Below are 15,271 nucleotides of genomic sequence, written 5' to 3' on the forward strand. Positions count from 1 at the left end.
GCGTTTTCCCTGCCCAAGTGGCTTCGTGCACCGGTCATTTCGGGGGCTGGGGGGTGACGGGCGGGGCAGGCTGCGGGGTGCCATTGATCTGCTTCGGCCGGTCGGCTCGGCCGCCATGTGCACAGGTGGTGCGGCACGCCGCGCGTGGACGCTCCCACCGGCGGGGGATCGCCCCGTTCTTTACGGCGCCGACCCCTAAGGCCGCGGAATGTTCCGCAAGTTGGAGCGGGCCATTTGCAGCATGCGGCCGACTCCGCCGTCCAGCACCATCTTTCCGGCCGACAGGGCGAAGCCGGAGACCATCTCGGCGCTGATCTTCGGCGGCATGGACAGGGCGTTGGGGTCGGTGACGATGTCGACCAGGGCCGGGCCCTTGTGGCGGAAGGCGTCGCGCAGGGCGCCGCGCAGCTGCTTGGGCTTCTCCACCCGGACGCCGTGCGCCCCGGCCGCGCGGGCGATGGCCGCGAAGTCCGGGTTCTGGTTGGTGGTGCCGTACGACGGCAGACCGGAGACCAGCATCTCCAGCTCCACCATGCCCAGCGAGGAGTTGTTGAACAGCACCACCTTCACCGGCAGGTCGTACTGGACCAGGGTGAGGAAGTCCCCCATCAGCATGGAGAATCCGCCGTCGCCCGACATGGAGACGATCTGCCGCCGCCGGTCGATGAACTGGGCGCCGATGGCCTGTGGGAGCGCATTGGCCATCGAGCCGTGGCTGAACGAACCGATCACCCGGCGGCGGCCGTTGGGGGTGAGATAGCGGGCGGCCCAGACGTTGCACATGCCGGTGTCGACGGTGAAGACGGCGTCGTCGGCGGCCTCTTCGTCCAGGACGGAGGCCACGTACTCGGGGTGGATCGGGGTGTGCTTCTCGACCTTGCGGGTGTATGCCTTGACCACGCCTTCCAGCGCCTCGGCATGCTTCTTCAGCATCCGGTCGAGGAACTTACGGTTCTCCTTCGGCCGGACCTTGGGGATCAGCCCGCGCAGCGTCTCGCGGACATCGCCCCAGACGGCCAGGTCGAGCGTGGTGCGGCGGCCCAGGTGTTCGGGCCGGACATCGACCTGGACGATCTTGACGTCATCGGGCAGGAACGCGTTGTACGGGAAGTCCGTGCCGAGCAGGATCAGCAGATCGCACTCATGGGTGGCCTCGTAGGCCGCGCCATAGCCGAGCAGCCCGCTCATGCCCACGTCATACGGGTTGTCGTACTGGATCCATTCCTTGCCGCGCAGCGCATGTCCGACCGGGGACTTCACCCGCTCGGCGAACTCCATCACCTCGGCATGCGCGCCCGCCGTGCCGCTGCCGCAGAACAGCGTGACCTTGTCGGCCTCGTCGATCATCGTGGCCAGTGCGTCGAGTTCGGCGTCTCCGGGGCGTACGGACGGGCGCGCGGTGACCAGGGCGTGTTCGATGGCGCGCTCGGGGGCCTGCTCGGCGGCGATGTCGCCGGGGAGCGAGACGACCGCGACGCCGCTCTGCCCGATGGCGTGCTGGATCGCGGTCTGGAGCACCCTCGGCATCTGCTTGGTGCTGGAGATCAGCTCGCTGTAGTGGCTGCACTCGGTGAACAGCCGGTCGGGGTGGGTCTCCTGGAAGAAGGTGGTGCCGATCTCGCTGGAGGGGATGTGGGAGGCCAGGGCGAGGACCGGGGCCATCGAACGGTGGGCGTCGAACAGGCCGTTGATGAGGTGCAGATTGCCGGGGCCGCAGGAGCCGGCGCAGGCCGCGAGGGAGTTGGTGAGCTGTGCTTCCGCCCCGGCGGCGAAGGCGGCGGTCTCCTCGTGCCGGACCTGGATCCAGTCGATCGCGGAGTTCCGGCGGATGGCGTCCACCACCGGGTTCAGGCTGTCGCCGACGACGCCGTAGAGCCGTCGCACCCCTGCCCGCACGAGGATGTCCACGAACTGCTCGGCCACGGTCTGCTTCGCCATGTCGCTGTCGCTCCTTCGACGGGTGTGCGGCGGGCGGGTGACGGCCCGCTGGTGCGGTGGGCCCCGTTCCGGGAACCTCCGGGGCCCTGTCCCATGTACCCATGCGGCGCCCCGCACCGCCTCCGCTGCGCGGCTCCTTCCCGCCCGCGCTCCGGAACCGCGTGTGCCCGTCGCTACGACTCCCACACCCCGACGGCCGTACGGTCCTTCGAGTGACCCGCCACCTGAAGTTGCGCGGCGGCGAGGAATGCCACCAGGTCCGGGGGCTCGGCGGCGGACCACTGTCCGGCCAGCCGGGCGGCGAACGCGGGCTCCTGCTGGAGCGGCTCGGCGAGCCCGGCGCTGCACAGCAGCAGGGTGTCGCCCGGACGGGCGAAGGCCGTCCGGAAAAGGAACGGATCGGACCGGTCGGGGCCGTCGGCAGCTGACCGGCCGGCGGCGGAACGCGGCCGTCCGCCGGTGCCGTCCGCTCCCCCGTACACGGTCTGGTCCGGCGCCGCGGGCTCCAAGTCCTCCCAGGCGCCGTCGCGGAGCCGGAACAGGCCGCCCGCGCCGATGCCGAAGAACACCCGGGTACGGCAGTCCGGGTCGGCGGGCAGCAGCAGACAGCGCAGCACGGGGGTGTACCGCTCCGCTGCGGCGTCCGGCTCCCGGGACCGGCCGCGCAGCCTGCCGTAGCTGCGATCGGTGAGCCGCTGAAGCCCGGACTTGAGGGCGCTGCGGTGGTCCGTACGGATGTCCTCCGCCAGTCGGGTGTAACTGCGGCCGACCGCGCTGCCGATCCGGGCGCAGGCTTCGTGGGCGGCGCGATGGGCACCCTCACCGGCCGGCCGGCCGGTGGCGACGGCGACCAGGATCAGGGCGTGCCGGCCGGCCCCGAAGCGGGCGGTGAGCAGCGCGTCGCGGCGTACGTCACCGCGGTGGCGGGCGAGGTCGCCGCGCCGGGAGGTGGCGAGCAGGGTCAGCGAGCCGTACCGGGCACCGTCCAGCGCGGTGTCCGGCACCAGTTCGTCGAGGGCGGCCGGGTCGGCGGCGGGCAGGGTGCCCAGCTCGGGTCCGGACGGCGACGGCCGGTCGGCCGGGATTCCGGCGGGGGCCGGTTCGATGTCGCGGGGTGCCTCGGGCGTGGACGGGGCGGCGGGCCGGGCGGGGGATGCCGGGCGGGGGCCGGTGGCCTGGAGCGGGATCGGTGCCGGCGGGGAGGACGCGGCACGGGCCGGGGGCGGCTGGGGGGCCGGCGTCGGCCGCCGTGGTGTGGCGACCGCCCGGAGCGCCGAGGCGACCCGGTCATCGAGGGTGTCCGGGGCGTCGGACGGCCCGGCATCGCGCACCGCGGCGCGTCCCGGTGCGTCGTCGCCCCCTCCCTCGCCGTACAACTGCCGCCACCAGTCGTCCTCCTGGCCGCAATCGGCCCCCTGCTGGTTCATGTGCCGTATTGTCCCTGCGCGGCCGCGCCCTCAACAGGGCGCGAAAGAGCGTCCACCGGGCGTTCGGCCCCCGAAGGGTGACCGGCCGGCAGGTCGGTGATCAGCGCATGTCATCGGTGGGGGCGGGTCGGGTCGGGGGTGGGCCTGGGCTCCTTGGGTGGCGGCCGGTTCGGCCTCGGGGTGACGGATACGTCCGTCGCCCTCTCCGGCCCCGTGTTCCGGCCCGTACTCCGCCCGCCCGCCGGCAAGCGCTTCCGGGCCGCTTCCGGCACGCTGGGCCCATGAGAGTGTGCAGCGTACGAGCCGTCACGGGGCCTGCGCCCGCCGGGAGTGAGGCCGGCGCGTGAGCGAGCGCAGCGAGCGGACGGTTCAGGGGTGCGCGCGTCACGAAGGCAGGCGGGCCGAGCTCAGCGGGGGCGGCACATGAGCGAGCGGGCGACGCGACGGTGCGCGCGGGGCGACGGCGGGTGGGCCGGGCGGAACGCGGCCGGCGCATGAGTGCGTGGCAGCTGGTCGCGGCCGGTCTGGTGATGCTGCTCGGGCTGCTCGGGGTGCTGGTGCCCGGCATTCCCGGGCCGCTGATCGTCTGGGCGGGCGTCATGTGGTGGACGCTGTCCGAGAAATCCGGGCCCGCCTGGGTGGTGCTGATGTCCGCCACCGCCGTGTTGCTGCTCAATCAGGTGGTCAAGTGGCTGCTGCCGGCCCGCGATCTGCGGGCCGTGGGCACGCCGTACCGGGCCCTGTTCCTGGCGGGCGTGGCCGGCATCGTGGGCTTCTTCGTGATCCCGGTCATCGGGGGCCTGCTGGGCTCGGTCGGCGGTCTCTATCTGCTGGAACGCGTCCGGCTCGGCAGCCATGGCGACGCCTGGGCCTCGACCCGTACGGCCCTGCGCGCCATCGGGCTGAGCGTGCTGGTCGAGCTGTTCGCCTGTCTGCTGGTCGTCGGCGCGTGGACCGGGGCCGTGGTGGCGGGCTGAGGCGTCATCCGGCGTGGCCGGCCAGGGCGTAGGGGGGTGATGGCGGCGCCGCCGATGGCATCTCGCCCGCCGACGGCATCTCGCCCGCCGGCAGCAGCCCGGCCCGCCAGAGATGGTGCAGGGCATAGGCGCCCCAAGGCCGCCAAGCGGCCGGGCCCGCCGTCCCGCCCCGCTCCGCATCCGCCTCCGCCGCCGTCCCCACGTCGGGGTCGCCCAGGGCCCGCATCCTGAGGTACGCGGCGGTGCGCGGGCCGATGCCGGGCAGGGCGGCCAGGGCCCGTTCGGTGGTGCCGCGGTCCGCGCCCGCGTCCAGCGTGAGCGCGCCGTCGGCGAGTGCGGTGCACAGGGTGCGCACCGGCTCCGCGACCTCCGCGCCGGTCAGTTCCCCGGGCGCCGGGAAGAGGTGGGTGAGCCCGCCGTCCGGCGCGTCCAGCGGTTTGCCGTACGTCCGCACCAGTGCGGCGGCGCGTTCCGGCGGGCCGCCCAGCACGGTCCGGACCGCCAGTTCCTCGGGGTCGGCGGCGCCGGGTGACCGCAGTCCCGGCCGCTCGGCCACCAACGGGCCGAGCAGCGGATCGGCGCCCAGCCGCTCGGCGACCGCGTACGGGTCGGCGTCCAGGTCGAACAGCCGGCGGAGGCGCCGTACGGCCGTCGACAGATCCCGCAGGTCGGTCAGCCGCAGCCGGCACTCCAGCCAGCCGCCGTCCGTACCGCGCGCCGCCGGACACACCAGGCCCGCCGGTGGCCGACGCCGCCGGTGCGGCCCGGCGGGCTCGTCGACCTCGGCGATGCCGCTGCCATGGGTGAGCCGCAGCGTACGGCGGTAGGTGCGCCCGCCGCGGGGGCCACGGGTCTCCTCGACCCCCGGCACCGCCCGTACCTGGAGGAAGTCGAAGATCTCGGCGGCCGCGTACGGCCCGCGGTAGGCGAGCCGGAGCGGAATGCCGGTGGGCTCGGCGCGGTTCGCGGGGCCGGGTGCCGGGCCGGTCGCGGTCCCCGGACCGGCCGCGGCGGGGTGGCGGGCGGCGGCACCCCCGTTCCCGGCCGCCGCCCGCAGTTCGCTGGGCGTGCCCGCGTAGATCTCCCGGATCGTGTCGTTGAACTGCCGGATGCTGGCGAAACCGGCCGCGAACGCCAGCTCGGTGACCGGCAGCGCGGTGGTCTGGAGCAGCACCCGCGCGGTGTGTGCCCGGCGGGCCCGCGCCAGCGCCACCGGGCCCGCGCCGAGCTCCGCGGTCAGCTGCCGCTGTACCTGGCGCGGGCTGTAGCCCAGCCGGCGCGCCAGCCCGCCGACGCCCTCCCGGTCGACCACGCCGTCCCCGATCAGCCGCATGGCCCGACCGACCAGGTCGGCGCGTACATTCCACTCCGCGGATCCCGGCACGGCGTCCGGCCGGCAGCGGCGGCAGGCCCGGAAACCGGCCGCCTGCGCGGCGGCGGCCGACGGGAAGAACCGCACGTTCACCCGCTTGGGAGTCACCGCGGGGCAGCTCGGCCGGCAGTAGATACCGGTCGTCACCACGGCGAAGAAGAATTCCCCGTCGAACCGCGCATCCCGGCTGGTCACCGCTTCGTACCTGGCCTCGTCGTCCCTCACGCCCCCAGTGTGCGCCGGGTGCGGCGCACCGGGCTGGCGGAAATCGGACATGGCGTTTGGGGCGGTGAGGGCGGCCCCGGGCGGCCGCCCCCACCCCTTGTCTCACCGCTGCGGACCGCGCTTGCGCTCCATCAGATGGCGGCCCAGGGCCTGCTTCTGCTTCCAGTCGCGGCGGATCTCGGCGCGCAGCCGGGCGTCCGTCTTGGCCACGATGCGCTGGTTCTCGCGCTGTAGCTTCCGGTAGCTCTCCAGCCGCCGGTCGGACAACTCTCCGCATTCAACGGCCTCTTGGACGGCGCAGCCCGGCTCCGACCGGTGTGCGCAGTCGTGGAAGCGGCACTCCTCGGCCAGCGCCTCGACCTCCGAGAACGCCCGGGCGAGCCCGGACCCGGCGTCCCACATCCCGACGCCGCGCAGCCCGGGGGTGTCGATCAGCACCCCGCCGCCGGGCAGCGCCCGCAGATCCCGGGTGGTCGTGGTGTGCCGGCCCTTGCCGTCCCGGTCGCGGATGGCCTGCACCCGTTGCAGGCGCTCCCCGAGCAGGGCGTTGACCAGCGTGGACTTGCCCGCACCGGACTGCCCGAGCAGTACGGAGGTACCGCCCGCGAGCACGGCGGCGAGCACATCGATGCCGTCGCCGGTCTCCGAGCTGACCGCCAGCACCGGCACCCCGGGCGCCGCGGCCTCCGCGTCCTCGACGAGATGCGCCAGACTGCCCGGATCCCCGGCGAGGTCGGCCTTGGTCAGCACGACCACCGGCTGCGCGCCGCCCTCCGTGGCCGCCGCGGAGTCGGGCAGCGGTCCGGCATCGCCCGCGCCGGACATGGCCAGCGCGAGGAACCGTTCGATCCGCCCGAGGTCCAGCTGGTCCGCGAGCGAGACACAGATGACGATGTGGTCGATGTTGGTGGCCAGCACCTGGCCCTCGGACCGCTTCGACGAGGCCGACCGCACGAACGCCGTGCGGCGCGGCAGCAACGCCCGTACGACACCGTCGACATGATCGCCGCTGCGCCCGTTCTCCAGGTCGAGCACGGCCCAGTCGCCGGTGCACGGCACCCGCATCGGGTCACCGGTCGCCACCAGCGCGGTGTCGGCCAGAACGGTCCGGATGCCGTCACCGTCCGCCACTACGGCGTCCACCCGCCCGCGGTCCACGCGGACGATACGGCCGGGCACGAGCCCCTGCCCGGCGAAGGGGGTGAAGCTCCGCGCGAATCCGTCGTCCCAGCCATAGGCGGTCAGCGGGTGCGCAGCGGAGAAATCGAGGTCGAACAACGGGATGGCCCTTCGAGAAGGAGCGGTCCCGGCCGTGCGCGCGATACCCGCGCGCAGAAGTGAGGTCGAGTCAGCCGGAGACCACAGGGAGGAAGTTGATGATCTTCTGCATGCGGGCAGCGCCCTGCGCAACGACAGTCATCAGTACTCACCTCCGCGTATCTCAACAGGCCACGAGGGACAGCCTCAGGCCGTCGTCCTCTCGAACGCTGCGACTGTAGACCGGCGCCACGCGTCGGCGCCAACCATTTTTCCTGGCCCGGTTTCCATCCGTGCGCCCATGGGAGCGCGGCAGCTCACGGGCCACGGCCGTCCGGACGGCGCCCGGACGACGCCCGGACGGCGCTCGTGAAGGCGTCCGGACGGCGCGCCCGGGCAGCCGTGGCAGTCCTCGGTAGCGGGCCTTGCCCCTGAAACCCCCCGTCCTCAGGCGCCCGTGACGCCGTCGATGCGCTCCCTGAGCAGATCCGCATGCCCGTTGTGACGTGCGTACTCCTCGATCATGTGGACCAGGATCCAGCGCAGCGAAACCCGCTGGTCCCCGACGAAGCCGGCCTCCCGCTCGGAGAGCGTGCCGGAGTCGTCGAGCGAGGCGGTGGCGATCAGCTCACGGCTCCGGGCGACCTCCGCGCGCCAGTCGGCCAGCGCCTCGTCGATCCCGCGGTCCGGGTCGAGGAGGAACCCGTCGCCCTTCTCCGCCTCATACACCGGCGGTATGTCCTGGCCGGCGAACACCCGCTGGAACCAGTTGCGTTCGACCTCCGCCAGATGCCGGACCAGGCCCAGCAGCGTCATGGTGGACGGGGCCACCGAGGTCATCCGGACCTGCTGGTCGTCCAGTCCCGCGCACTTCAGCGGGAGCGTGGCGCGGTGAAACTCCAACCAGCTCTCCAGCATGGCGCGTTCATCGGCGTGTGGGGGCGGAACGAGCCGCCCGTCCGGTGTCATTCCCATGCTCCTCAGCCTCGCACAGGCCACTGACAACGGCGCGGACGAGCGGCACGGCGCGAGGGCGGGGGTGCTTCTGACGTGCGGCCGGGCCGACCGCACGGGTCAGCCGGCGCGCAGGGCCTTCTTGAGGATCTTGCCGGTGGGGCCTTTGGGCAGTTCGGCGACGATGCGGATCTCGCGGGGGTATTTGTAGGCGGCCAGCCGTTCCTTGCAGTGGGCGGTGAGGTCCTCGGCGGTGGCGGCCGCGCCCCGCTTGAGGCTGACCACGGCGATGACCTCCTCGCCGAGCCGGTCGTCGGGCCGGCCGATGACCGCGGCCTCGGCGACGGCGGGGTGGGTGTGCAGGACCTCCTCGACCTCGCGCGGATAGACGTTGTAGCCGCCCCGTATGACCAGGTCCTTCTTGCGGTCGACGATGAAGAAGTAGCCGTCCTCGTCGCGGTGGCCGAGGTCGCCGGTGTGCAGCCAGCCGTCGCGCAGCGTCTCGGCGGTCTCCTCGGGGCGGCGGTAGTAGCCCTTCATGACGCGTCGAGGACCGCGCCGGTCTCGAACCGCGGTACCAGGGCGAGGGTGCCGCCGTGGCATACGGCCAGGTTGAGGACGCTGGAGAGACCGAAGACGTGGAAGAGCGGCAGTACGGCGAGGGCGATGTCGTCCGGCCGGAAGCCGAACAGCTCGCCGGAGACGGTGCAGTTCATATGGAGCTGGAAGTGGGTGAGCTCGGCGCCCTTGGGGCGGCCGGTGGTGCCGCTGGTGTAGAGGAGAACGGCGGTGTCGTCGGCGTGGGTGGGCGCGGTCTCGCCGGTGTCGTCAGCGGCGTACAGCTCGTCGTACGGACGGGTGCCCGCGATCCGCCGGCCGCTGCCGGGCGGGTGGACGACATAGGTCCCGACGTCGCCGGGCCAGCTCCGCCCCCTTGACCGCTTCGGCCGCGAACTCCTCGTGGGCTATGAGGAGTTCGGCCTCGGAGTCCTGGAGGTGGTGGGCGATCTCGGGGGCCTTCAGGAGGGGGTGTTTGACTGCTGGTCTTCGAAGTCGGGTATGTGAGCGTAACCATGTATGAGTGAGTGTCATTGTCAGAGCGTGAATCTGACGGAGTGGGCGAAGATGCAGGGCGTGCATCCGCAGACCGCGTATCGCTGGTTCCGCGAGGGGACGCTGCCGGTACCGGCTCAGCGGGTCGGGCCGCGCACGATCCTCGTGAACGTGGATGCCAACACCGCGCCCGAAGCGGCCGGCGGTCTGGGCCTGTATGCCCGGGTCTCCTCCCACGACCAGAAGACCGATCTGAGGCGACAGACTGTCCGGCTTGCCGAGTGGGCGGCGAAGGCCGGTCACCGTATCGTCCGCGTGGAGGCGGAGATCGGCTCGGGCGTGAACGGCGGCCGGTCCAAGGCCCGTCGCCTGCTGGCTGATTCGGAAGTGACCACGATTGTGGTGGAACACAAAGACCGGCTCGGCCGGATGAACGTGGAGCTGATCGAGGCAGCGCTTGCCGCGCACGGCCGTCGCCTGGTTGTGCTGGATGACGGCGAGGTCGAAGACGACCTGGTGCGTGACATGGTGGAGGTACTGACCTCGTTCTGCGCTCGCCTGTACGGCCGGAGGTCGGCGAAGAACCGTGCGCGCAAAGCACTGGAGGCCGCCGAGCATGGCTGAGAAGAAGCCGCTGCGGCAGATCGCGCGTCCGTTCGTCGCCGACGGCCCGTCGGGTGTCAGCATCCGCGACCGGCTCAAGGGCCTGACGCCCGAGGATGAGAAGGTCTTGCGCCTGGTTGGCGAACACATGGGACGTCTGGCCTCCGCGGATCTGGCGCGGCGTTGCCGTGACGGGCTGGAACACTCCACCGGCACGTGGGCGGCCCGTAAGCGGGAGCTGACCGCGCAGTCCTCCTCCCGTTGGGCTGGTTCGGTCACTTCCCACACGCATGATCAGTGGGGCCTGTCCCGCCGAGCCCAGCACCAGCACTTGCAGTCGCTGGACGCCGGTATCCGCACCATCAGGCACCGTCTGTCCCTGCCGGTCGGCGAGAAGGGCAGCGGGGGCAAGCCCGGCGGCTACCGCTCCCGCTTCGAGTGGTTCCAAAAGACTCGCCGTCTGGCGATCCTCGAAACCCGGTACGAGCAGGGCCGCGCAGAACGGGAGGCCGGGAAGGTCTCCGTCGTACGCGGTGGGCGCCGGCTGCTCCACCAGCGACACAACCTGGATGCGGCCCGCAAGACGACCGAGCAGTGGCGTGCCGAGTGGGAAGTCGCCCGCTGGTTCCTGACCGCCGATGGCGAGTCCGGCAAGCGATACGGGAACGAGACGATCCGCGTCACCCCGGACGGCGAGGTCAGTATCAAACTCCCCGCGCCGCTCGCCGAGCTGGCGAACGCCCGGCATGGCCGCTACGCGCTGGCCGCCCGCGTCACCTTCCCGCATCGGGGCGCCGAGTGGCGCGACCGTATCGCCGGCAACAGGGCCGTGGCCTACCGCGTCCACCTGGACGTGGCCGCGACCGCTGGTACCTGAATGCCAGTTGGACCCGCAAAGACCTTCGCGTGATCCCGCTCGATGCCCTGCGGGCCGGGGGCATGATCGGCGTGGACACCAACGCCGACCACCTGGCCGCATGGCTGCTGGACGAGCACGGCAACCCGGTCGGCTCTCCACACCGGTTCGACTACGACCTGTCCGGCACCGCCAACCATCGCGACGCCCAGCTCCGCCACGCCCTCACCCGCCTGCTGCACTGGGCGCGGGACTGCGACGTGCAGGCCATCGCGATCGAAGACCTCGACTTCACCGACTCCACAACCCGCGAGAAGCACGGCCGGCGTAAGCGATTGCGGCAGCTCATCTCCGGCATCCCCACCAGCAAACTCCGCGCACGCCTGCTGTCCATGTGCGCCGAGGCCGGTATCACCGTCATCGCCGTCGATCCCGCATACACCTCGATGTGGGGCACAGAACACTGGCGGAAGCCGCTGACCAGCAAAAACCGTAAGACCAGCCGACACGCAGCCGCCTCGGTGGCGATCGGCAGGCGCGCCCTTGGGCACCGTATCCGGCGACGGACGACACCGCCCCGCGACGACCAGAGCGATCGCCGCGTGTATCGGACCGCCCAGGCCGGACCGCGTGACCGAGGGAGCGAGGGAAACCGCCCCCACATCCCCGGACCACGGACACGATCCGTAGGGGCCGGATGCGGACGGAAACGCGGTGGACCAGAACGCCCAAGACCGTTCGGGGTGTTCGGCTGAGCACGGGTTCTGGCAACAGGACTCACTCCCGCTCAGTATTTAGGAACGGTTGAGCGGGACCATGACCAGTCCCGCCTTGAGGATTCCGTAGTACGTGAACAGGAACTGCGGCACGTTGGGCAGCTGGACGGCGACCTTGGCGCCCCGCCGGAGGCCGAGCCGGCGCAGGGTGGCCGCGATCCGGCCGGACGCCTCGTCGGCACGGTCGTAGGTGACGGTCACATCGCCGAGGAGACACAGAGGTTTGCCGGGGTGGGAAAGACGGGACTCACGAAGGGCGGTCGCGAGATTGAAGGTCATCCGGGCTCCTGGCGTGCGGCGGCTCGTACCACGGACTGCATCGGACGCGCCGAGCATAGAGAGCGGCTGAGCGTTGCTCAATAGCGCGTACCGGCACGCCGCGGCAGCGCACGGCACCGCACGGCCGGGCACCTGGCACCTGGCACCTGGCACCTGGCACCTGGCACCTGGCACCTGGCACCTGGCACCTGATCGGCCGATCACCTGGCGCCGCACGGCCGAGCACCGCACGGTGGAGCACAATGCTAAATATGGGTCATGACGGAAATTTTCGGGCGAGAAGGTGACGATTCGCCGGCGTCACCACGCTCCCCGGGAACGCGCCCGCGCGCGCCGCTGAACGGTCATCGCGCCGCGGGCCGGATGGGCGTACGGCAGCTCGCCCGCGCGGTGCTGCTGGCGGTCGTGGCCGTCCTGGCGCTCGCCTTCCAGGCCCCCGGCGCGAGCGCCCGGGAGGACCGTCAGCTCTCGGCCGTCGGGGCCCGGACCTCCGCCCAGGTGCCGGAAATCCGTGCCGCCGTGCGCGCCGCCCACCCCCCGCAGCCCCGGGAAGCGGCGGCCCCGGAGCGCGCGGACGCCCAGGATCAGGACCAGTTTCCGGTGCTGCTCGGATCCGCCGCCGGGGTGCTGCTGCTGGTGGCCGGCGGGGCGGCCCTGGTGGCGTGGCGGCTGCGGCGGCAGACGGGCGGGCTGCCGCCGGCCGAGGTGCGGCGGAGGTACGACCACCACGACGCGGTGCTGCACGCCGTACGGGAGGGCGTGCTGATCCTCGGCAGTGACGGGCGGCTGCTGCTGGCCAACGACGAGGCCCGGCGGCTGCTCGAACTGCCCGCGGACGCGGAACGGCGCCCGGTCGCGGACCTCGGACTGGAACCGCAGCTCAGCGCGCTGCTCGCGTCGGGGCGGGCGGCGACCGACGAGGTGCTGCTGGCGGGCGACCGGCTGCTCGCGGTGAACGTCCGGCCGACCGCCCCGCGCGGCCGGCCCGCCGGGACCGTGGTGACGCTGCGGGACACCGGCGAGCTGCGCGCCCTGGCCGGCCGGGCGGGCGTGGCCCAGGAGCGGCTGAAGCTGATCTACGACGCGGGGCTGCGGATCGGCACCACACTGGACGTGGGCCGGACCGCCGAGGAGCTGGCCGCGGTCGCGGTGCCCCGGTTCGCCGACGTGGTCACCGTCGAGCTGCTGGAGCCGGTGCTGCGCGGCGATGAACCGACGACCGGGACGAGCGCCGAGCTCCAGCGGATGGCGGTCAAGGGGGTCGCCGAGGAATCGGCGATCTACCGGGTCGGCGAGGTGCTCCGCTATATGTCCGGCACACCGATGGCGACGGCCCTGACGAGCGGCCGGCCGGTCCTCGTCGGCGACCTGCCCGCCTCGGACGCCTGGCGGCAGCAGGATCCGGACGGCACCCAGCGGGTCCTGGACGCCGGCATCCGCTCGCTGATCACCACACCGCTTCAGGCGCGCGGCGTGGTGCTGGGGCTGGCCAATTACTGGCGGTCCGGCACGTCCGGCACCTTCGAGGCGGAGGATCTGGCCTTCGCCGAGGAGCTGACCGCACGGGCCGCGGTCGCGGTCGACAACGCCCGCCGCTACACCCGCGAGCACACCACCGCCGTCACCCTCCAGCGCAGCCTGCTGCCGCAGACCCTGCCCGAGCAGTCCGCGCTGACGGTCGCCCATCGCTATCTGCCCGCGCACGCCGGGGTCGGCGGCGACTGGTTCGATGTGATCCCGCTGCCCGGTGCCCGGGTCGCGCTGGTCGTCGGCGATGTCGTCGGACACGGTCTGCACGCCGCCGCCACCATGGGCCGGCTGCGGACCGCGGTCCACAACTTCTCCGCCCTCGACCTGCCGCCCGACGAGCTGCTGAACCACTTGGACGAACTGGTCACCCACATCGACACGGACGAGGCGCGGGCGGCCGGCCTCGGGACGGGCACCGGCACCGGGACCGGCACAGGCACCGGGGCCAGGGCCGGGACCGGCGGCACGGGTGGTGCCCCCGACGGCGCGGGGACGTGGCCGGGCGGCACGGACGGCGACCCCGACGGGGCGCCGACGCACCTGGGGCGCACCGGCATCACCGGCGCAACCTGTCTGTACGCCATCTACGATCCGGTCACCGGCCGGGTCACCCTGGCCACCGCGGGGCACCCCGGCCCGGCCGTGATCCACCCCGCCGGCACCGTCTCGTTCCCCGAGGTGCCCGTCTCCCCGCCCCTGGGCCTGGGCGGCAGCGTGCCGGTGGAGACCACGGAGCTGACGCTGAGCGAGGGCTCCCGGCTGGTGCTCTACACCGACGGGCTGGTCGAGAACCGCGACCGCGATATCGCCACCGGCCTGGAGCTGCTCCGTACGGCCCTGGCGACCGGGGCGGACCGTACCCCCGAGGAGACCTGTACGGCGGTCCTCGACGCGATGCTGCCCGCCCACCCCAGCGATGACATCGCCCTCCTGGTGGCCCGCACCCGGCTGCTGGACCCCACACGGGTCGCCGAATGGGAGGTGCCCTCCGACCCGGCGGCCGTCGCCCCCGTACGGGCGGCCTGTCTGCGGACGCTGGAGTCCTGGGGCCTGGCGGCGATCGACTTCACCACCGAGCTGATCCTCAGCGAACTGATCACCAACGCCATCCGCTACGGCGCCCAGCCGATCCGGGTCCGGCTGCTGTACGACCGCGCCCTGATCTGCGAGGTCTCCGACGGCACCAGCGCCTCCCCGCATCTGCGCCGCGCCGCGACCACGGACGAGGGCGGCCGCGGCCTCTTCCTCGTCGCCCAGTTCGCGCACCGCTGGGGCACCCGCTACACACCGGGCGGCAAGGTCATCTGGACCGAACAGTCCCTCGACGGCGGCCGCCCGGAGCCCGGCCCCGACTCGACCGAGGACGTCCTCGACCAGTGGGACGACGTGCCGGCGCTGTGAGGGGGCGGGGGCCGGGGGCCTGGGACCTGTGGCCCACGGCTGCCGGATGCAGCCCCCGTACCCCCTGGCTAAGCTCGTTGAGGGGGCCGACGACTGATCTTGGAGGCTCCCATGGTGCAGTTGCCCGAAGCGCGTGATCTGGCTCCGCGGCTGGCCGTCGGTGCGTTCATCCTGGACTCCGGGCTGACGCTGCTGCGGGCCGACGCGGCGACCGCCGAGGGCGTGCACGGTATGGCCCAGGTGGCCTATCCGTTCCTGGAGAAGATCCCCGCCGAGCAGTTCACCCGGCTGCTGGCGTGCTCCGAACTCGCGGTCGGCGGCGCGCTGCTGGCTCCGTTCGTCCCCACCCGGCTGGCCGGACTCGCGCTGACCGGCTTCTCCGGCGGACTGGTCGGGCTCTATCTGCGGACCCCCGGGATGCGGAAGCCGGGGAGCCTGCGGCCGACCCAGAACGGCATCCCCTTGGCCAAGGACGTCTGGATGCTGGGCATCGGCCTCGGCTTCCTGGGCGCGGCGAGCCGCCGACGCCGGGCCGCGGCCGCCCGCCACCGCCGCGCGACCCTCTCCCGGCGCCACAGGTGCTGGTGCCGGGGCTGACCCCTTCCCCGGCCTGCGGCCCCGTA

The 15,271-nt window shown here is 72.7% G+C and carries 12 protein-coding genes and 1 pseudogene; 5 read left to right on the forward strand and 8 right to left on the reverse strand.

Annotation, left to right across the window (positions count from 1 at the left end; all coding sequences use genetic code 11):
* Positions 1–195: 195 nt before the first annotated feature.
* Both ACFWJW_RS31010 and ACFWJW_RS31015 read right to left on the reverse strand, forming a co-directional pair.
* Positions 196–1,938: a pyruvate dehydrogenase gene (locus tag ACFWJW_RS31010; protein ID WP_387247497.1), complete on the reverse strand. Its 1,743-nt coding sequence runs from the start codon at positions 1,936–1,938 to the stop codon at positions 196–198.
* A gap of 173 nt (positions 1,939–2,111) precedes the next feature.
* On the reverse strand, positions 2,112–3,365 hold the full coding sequence (locus ACFWJW_RS31015; RefSeq protein WP_387247498.1) for a protein phosphatase 2C domain-containing protein: 1,254 nt from the start codon (positions 3,363–3,365) through the stop codon (positions 2,112–2,114).
* Between the two features lie 494 nt (positions 3,366–3,859).
* Between ACFWJW_RS31015 and ACFWJW_RS31020 the strand changes: the two genes are divergently transcribed.
* Complete coding sequence (locus ACFWJW_RS31020; RefSeq protein ID WP_387247499.1) at positions 3,860–4,342, forward strand: DUF456 domain-containing protein; 483 nt, start codon at positions 3,860–3,862, stop codon at positions 4,340–4,342.
* Positions 4,343–4,346: 4 nt separating this feature from the next.
* Here ACFWJW_RS31020 and ACFWJW_RS31025 read toward each other — a convergent pair whose 3' ends face one another.
* The 5 genes from ACFWJW_RS31025 to ACFWJW_RS31045 all read right to left on the reverse strand — a co-directional run bounded on the left by ACFWJW_RS31025 (position 4,347) and on the right by ACFWJW_RS31045 (position 9,019).
* On the reverse strand, positions 4,347–5,990 hold the full coding sequence (locus ACFWJW_RS31025; protein ID WP_387247500.1) for a DNA-3-methyladenine glycosylase 2 family protein: 1,644 nt from the start codon (positions 5,988–5,990) through the stop codon (positions 4,347–4,349).
* A gap of 51 nt (positions 5,991–6,041) precedes the next feature.
* Entirely contained in the window at positions 6,042–7,217 is a 1,176-nt protein-coding gene (rsgA, locus tag ACFWJW_RS31030; protein ID WP_387247501.1) for a ribosome small subunit-dependent GTPase A, read from the reverse strand.
* A gap of 426 nt (positions 7,218–7,643) precedes the next feature.
* Positions 7,644–8,171, reverse strand: a complete 528-nt coding sequence (locus ACFWJW_RS31035; protein ID WP_387247502.1) for a DinB family protein — start codon at positions 8,169–8,171, stop codon at positions 7,644–7,646.
* 99 nt (positions 8,172–8,270) lie between these two features.
* Positions 8,271–8,690 (reverse strand): hypothetical protein, encoded by a 420-nt coding sequence (locus ACFWJW_RS31040; RefSeq protein ID WP_387247503.1) that lies wholly within the window; start codon positions 8,688–8,690, stop codon positions 8,271–8,273.
* On the reverse strand, positions 8,687–9,019 hold the full coding sequence (locus ACFWJW_RS31045; protein WP_387247526.1) for an AMP-binding protein: 333 nt from the start codon (positions 9,017–9,019) through the stop codon (positions 8,687–8,689). Before ACFWJW_RS31045 ends, ACFWJW_RS31040 begins: the two co-directional genes overlap by 4 nt.
* Before the next feature lie 232 nt (positions 9,020–9,251).
* Between ACFWJW_RS31045 and ACFWJW_RS31050 the strand changes: the two genes are divergently transcribed.
* Together ACFWJW_RS31050 and ACFWJW_RS31055 are read left to right on the forward strand one after the other, a co-directional pair.
* On the forward strand, positions 9,252–9,827 hold the full coding sequence (locus ACFWJW_RS31050) for an IS607 family transposase (RefSeq protein WP_387247504.1): 576 nt from the start codon (positions 9,252–9,254) through the stop codon (positions 9,825–9,827).
* Positions 9,820–11,460: pseudogene (locus tag ACFWJW_RS31055) on the forward strand (IS200/IS605 family accessory protein TnpB-related protein). Before ACFWJW_RS31050 ends, ACFWJW_RS31055 begins: the two are co-directional and overlap by 8 nt.
* Here ACFWJW_RS31055 and ACFWJW_RS31060 read toward each other — a convergent pair.
* Complete coding sequence (locus ACFWJW_RS31060) at positions 11,457–11,717, reverse strand: AMP-binding protein (protein ID WP_387247505.1); 261 nt, start codon at positions 11,715–11,717, stop codon at positions 11,457–11,459. The pseudogene ACFWJW_RS31055 and the gene ACFWJW_RS31060 sit on opposite strands and share 4 nt — an antisense overlap.
* A 363-nt stretch (positions 11,718–12,080) precedes the next feature.
* Between ACFWJW_RS31060 and ACFWJW_RS31065 the strand changes: the two genes are divergently transcribed.
* Both ACFWJW_RS31065 and ACFWJW_RS31070 read left to right on the forward strand, forming a co-directional pair.
* The gene (locus ACFWJW_RS31065) at positions 12,081–14,648 is read left to right on the forward strand and encodes a SpoIIE family protein phosphatase (RefSeq protein WP_387247506.1); all 2,568 of its coding nucleotides are present in this window, start codon (positions 12,081–12,083) and stop codon (positions 14,646–14,648) included.
* A gap of 111 nt (positions 14,649–14,759) precedes the next feature.
* Positions 14,760–15,245, forward strand: coding sequence for a hypothetical protein (locus ACFWJW_RS31070; protein WP_387247507.1), 486 nt, complete (start codon positions 14,760–14,762; stop codon positions 15,243–15,245).
* Positions 15,246–15,271: the final 26 nt, after the last annotated feature.

This window comes from Streptomyces sp. NPDC127097, from assembly GCF_042724075.1.
GTDB lineage: Bacteria > Actinomycetota > Actinomycetes > Streptomycetales > Streptomycetaceae > Streptomyces.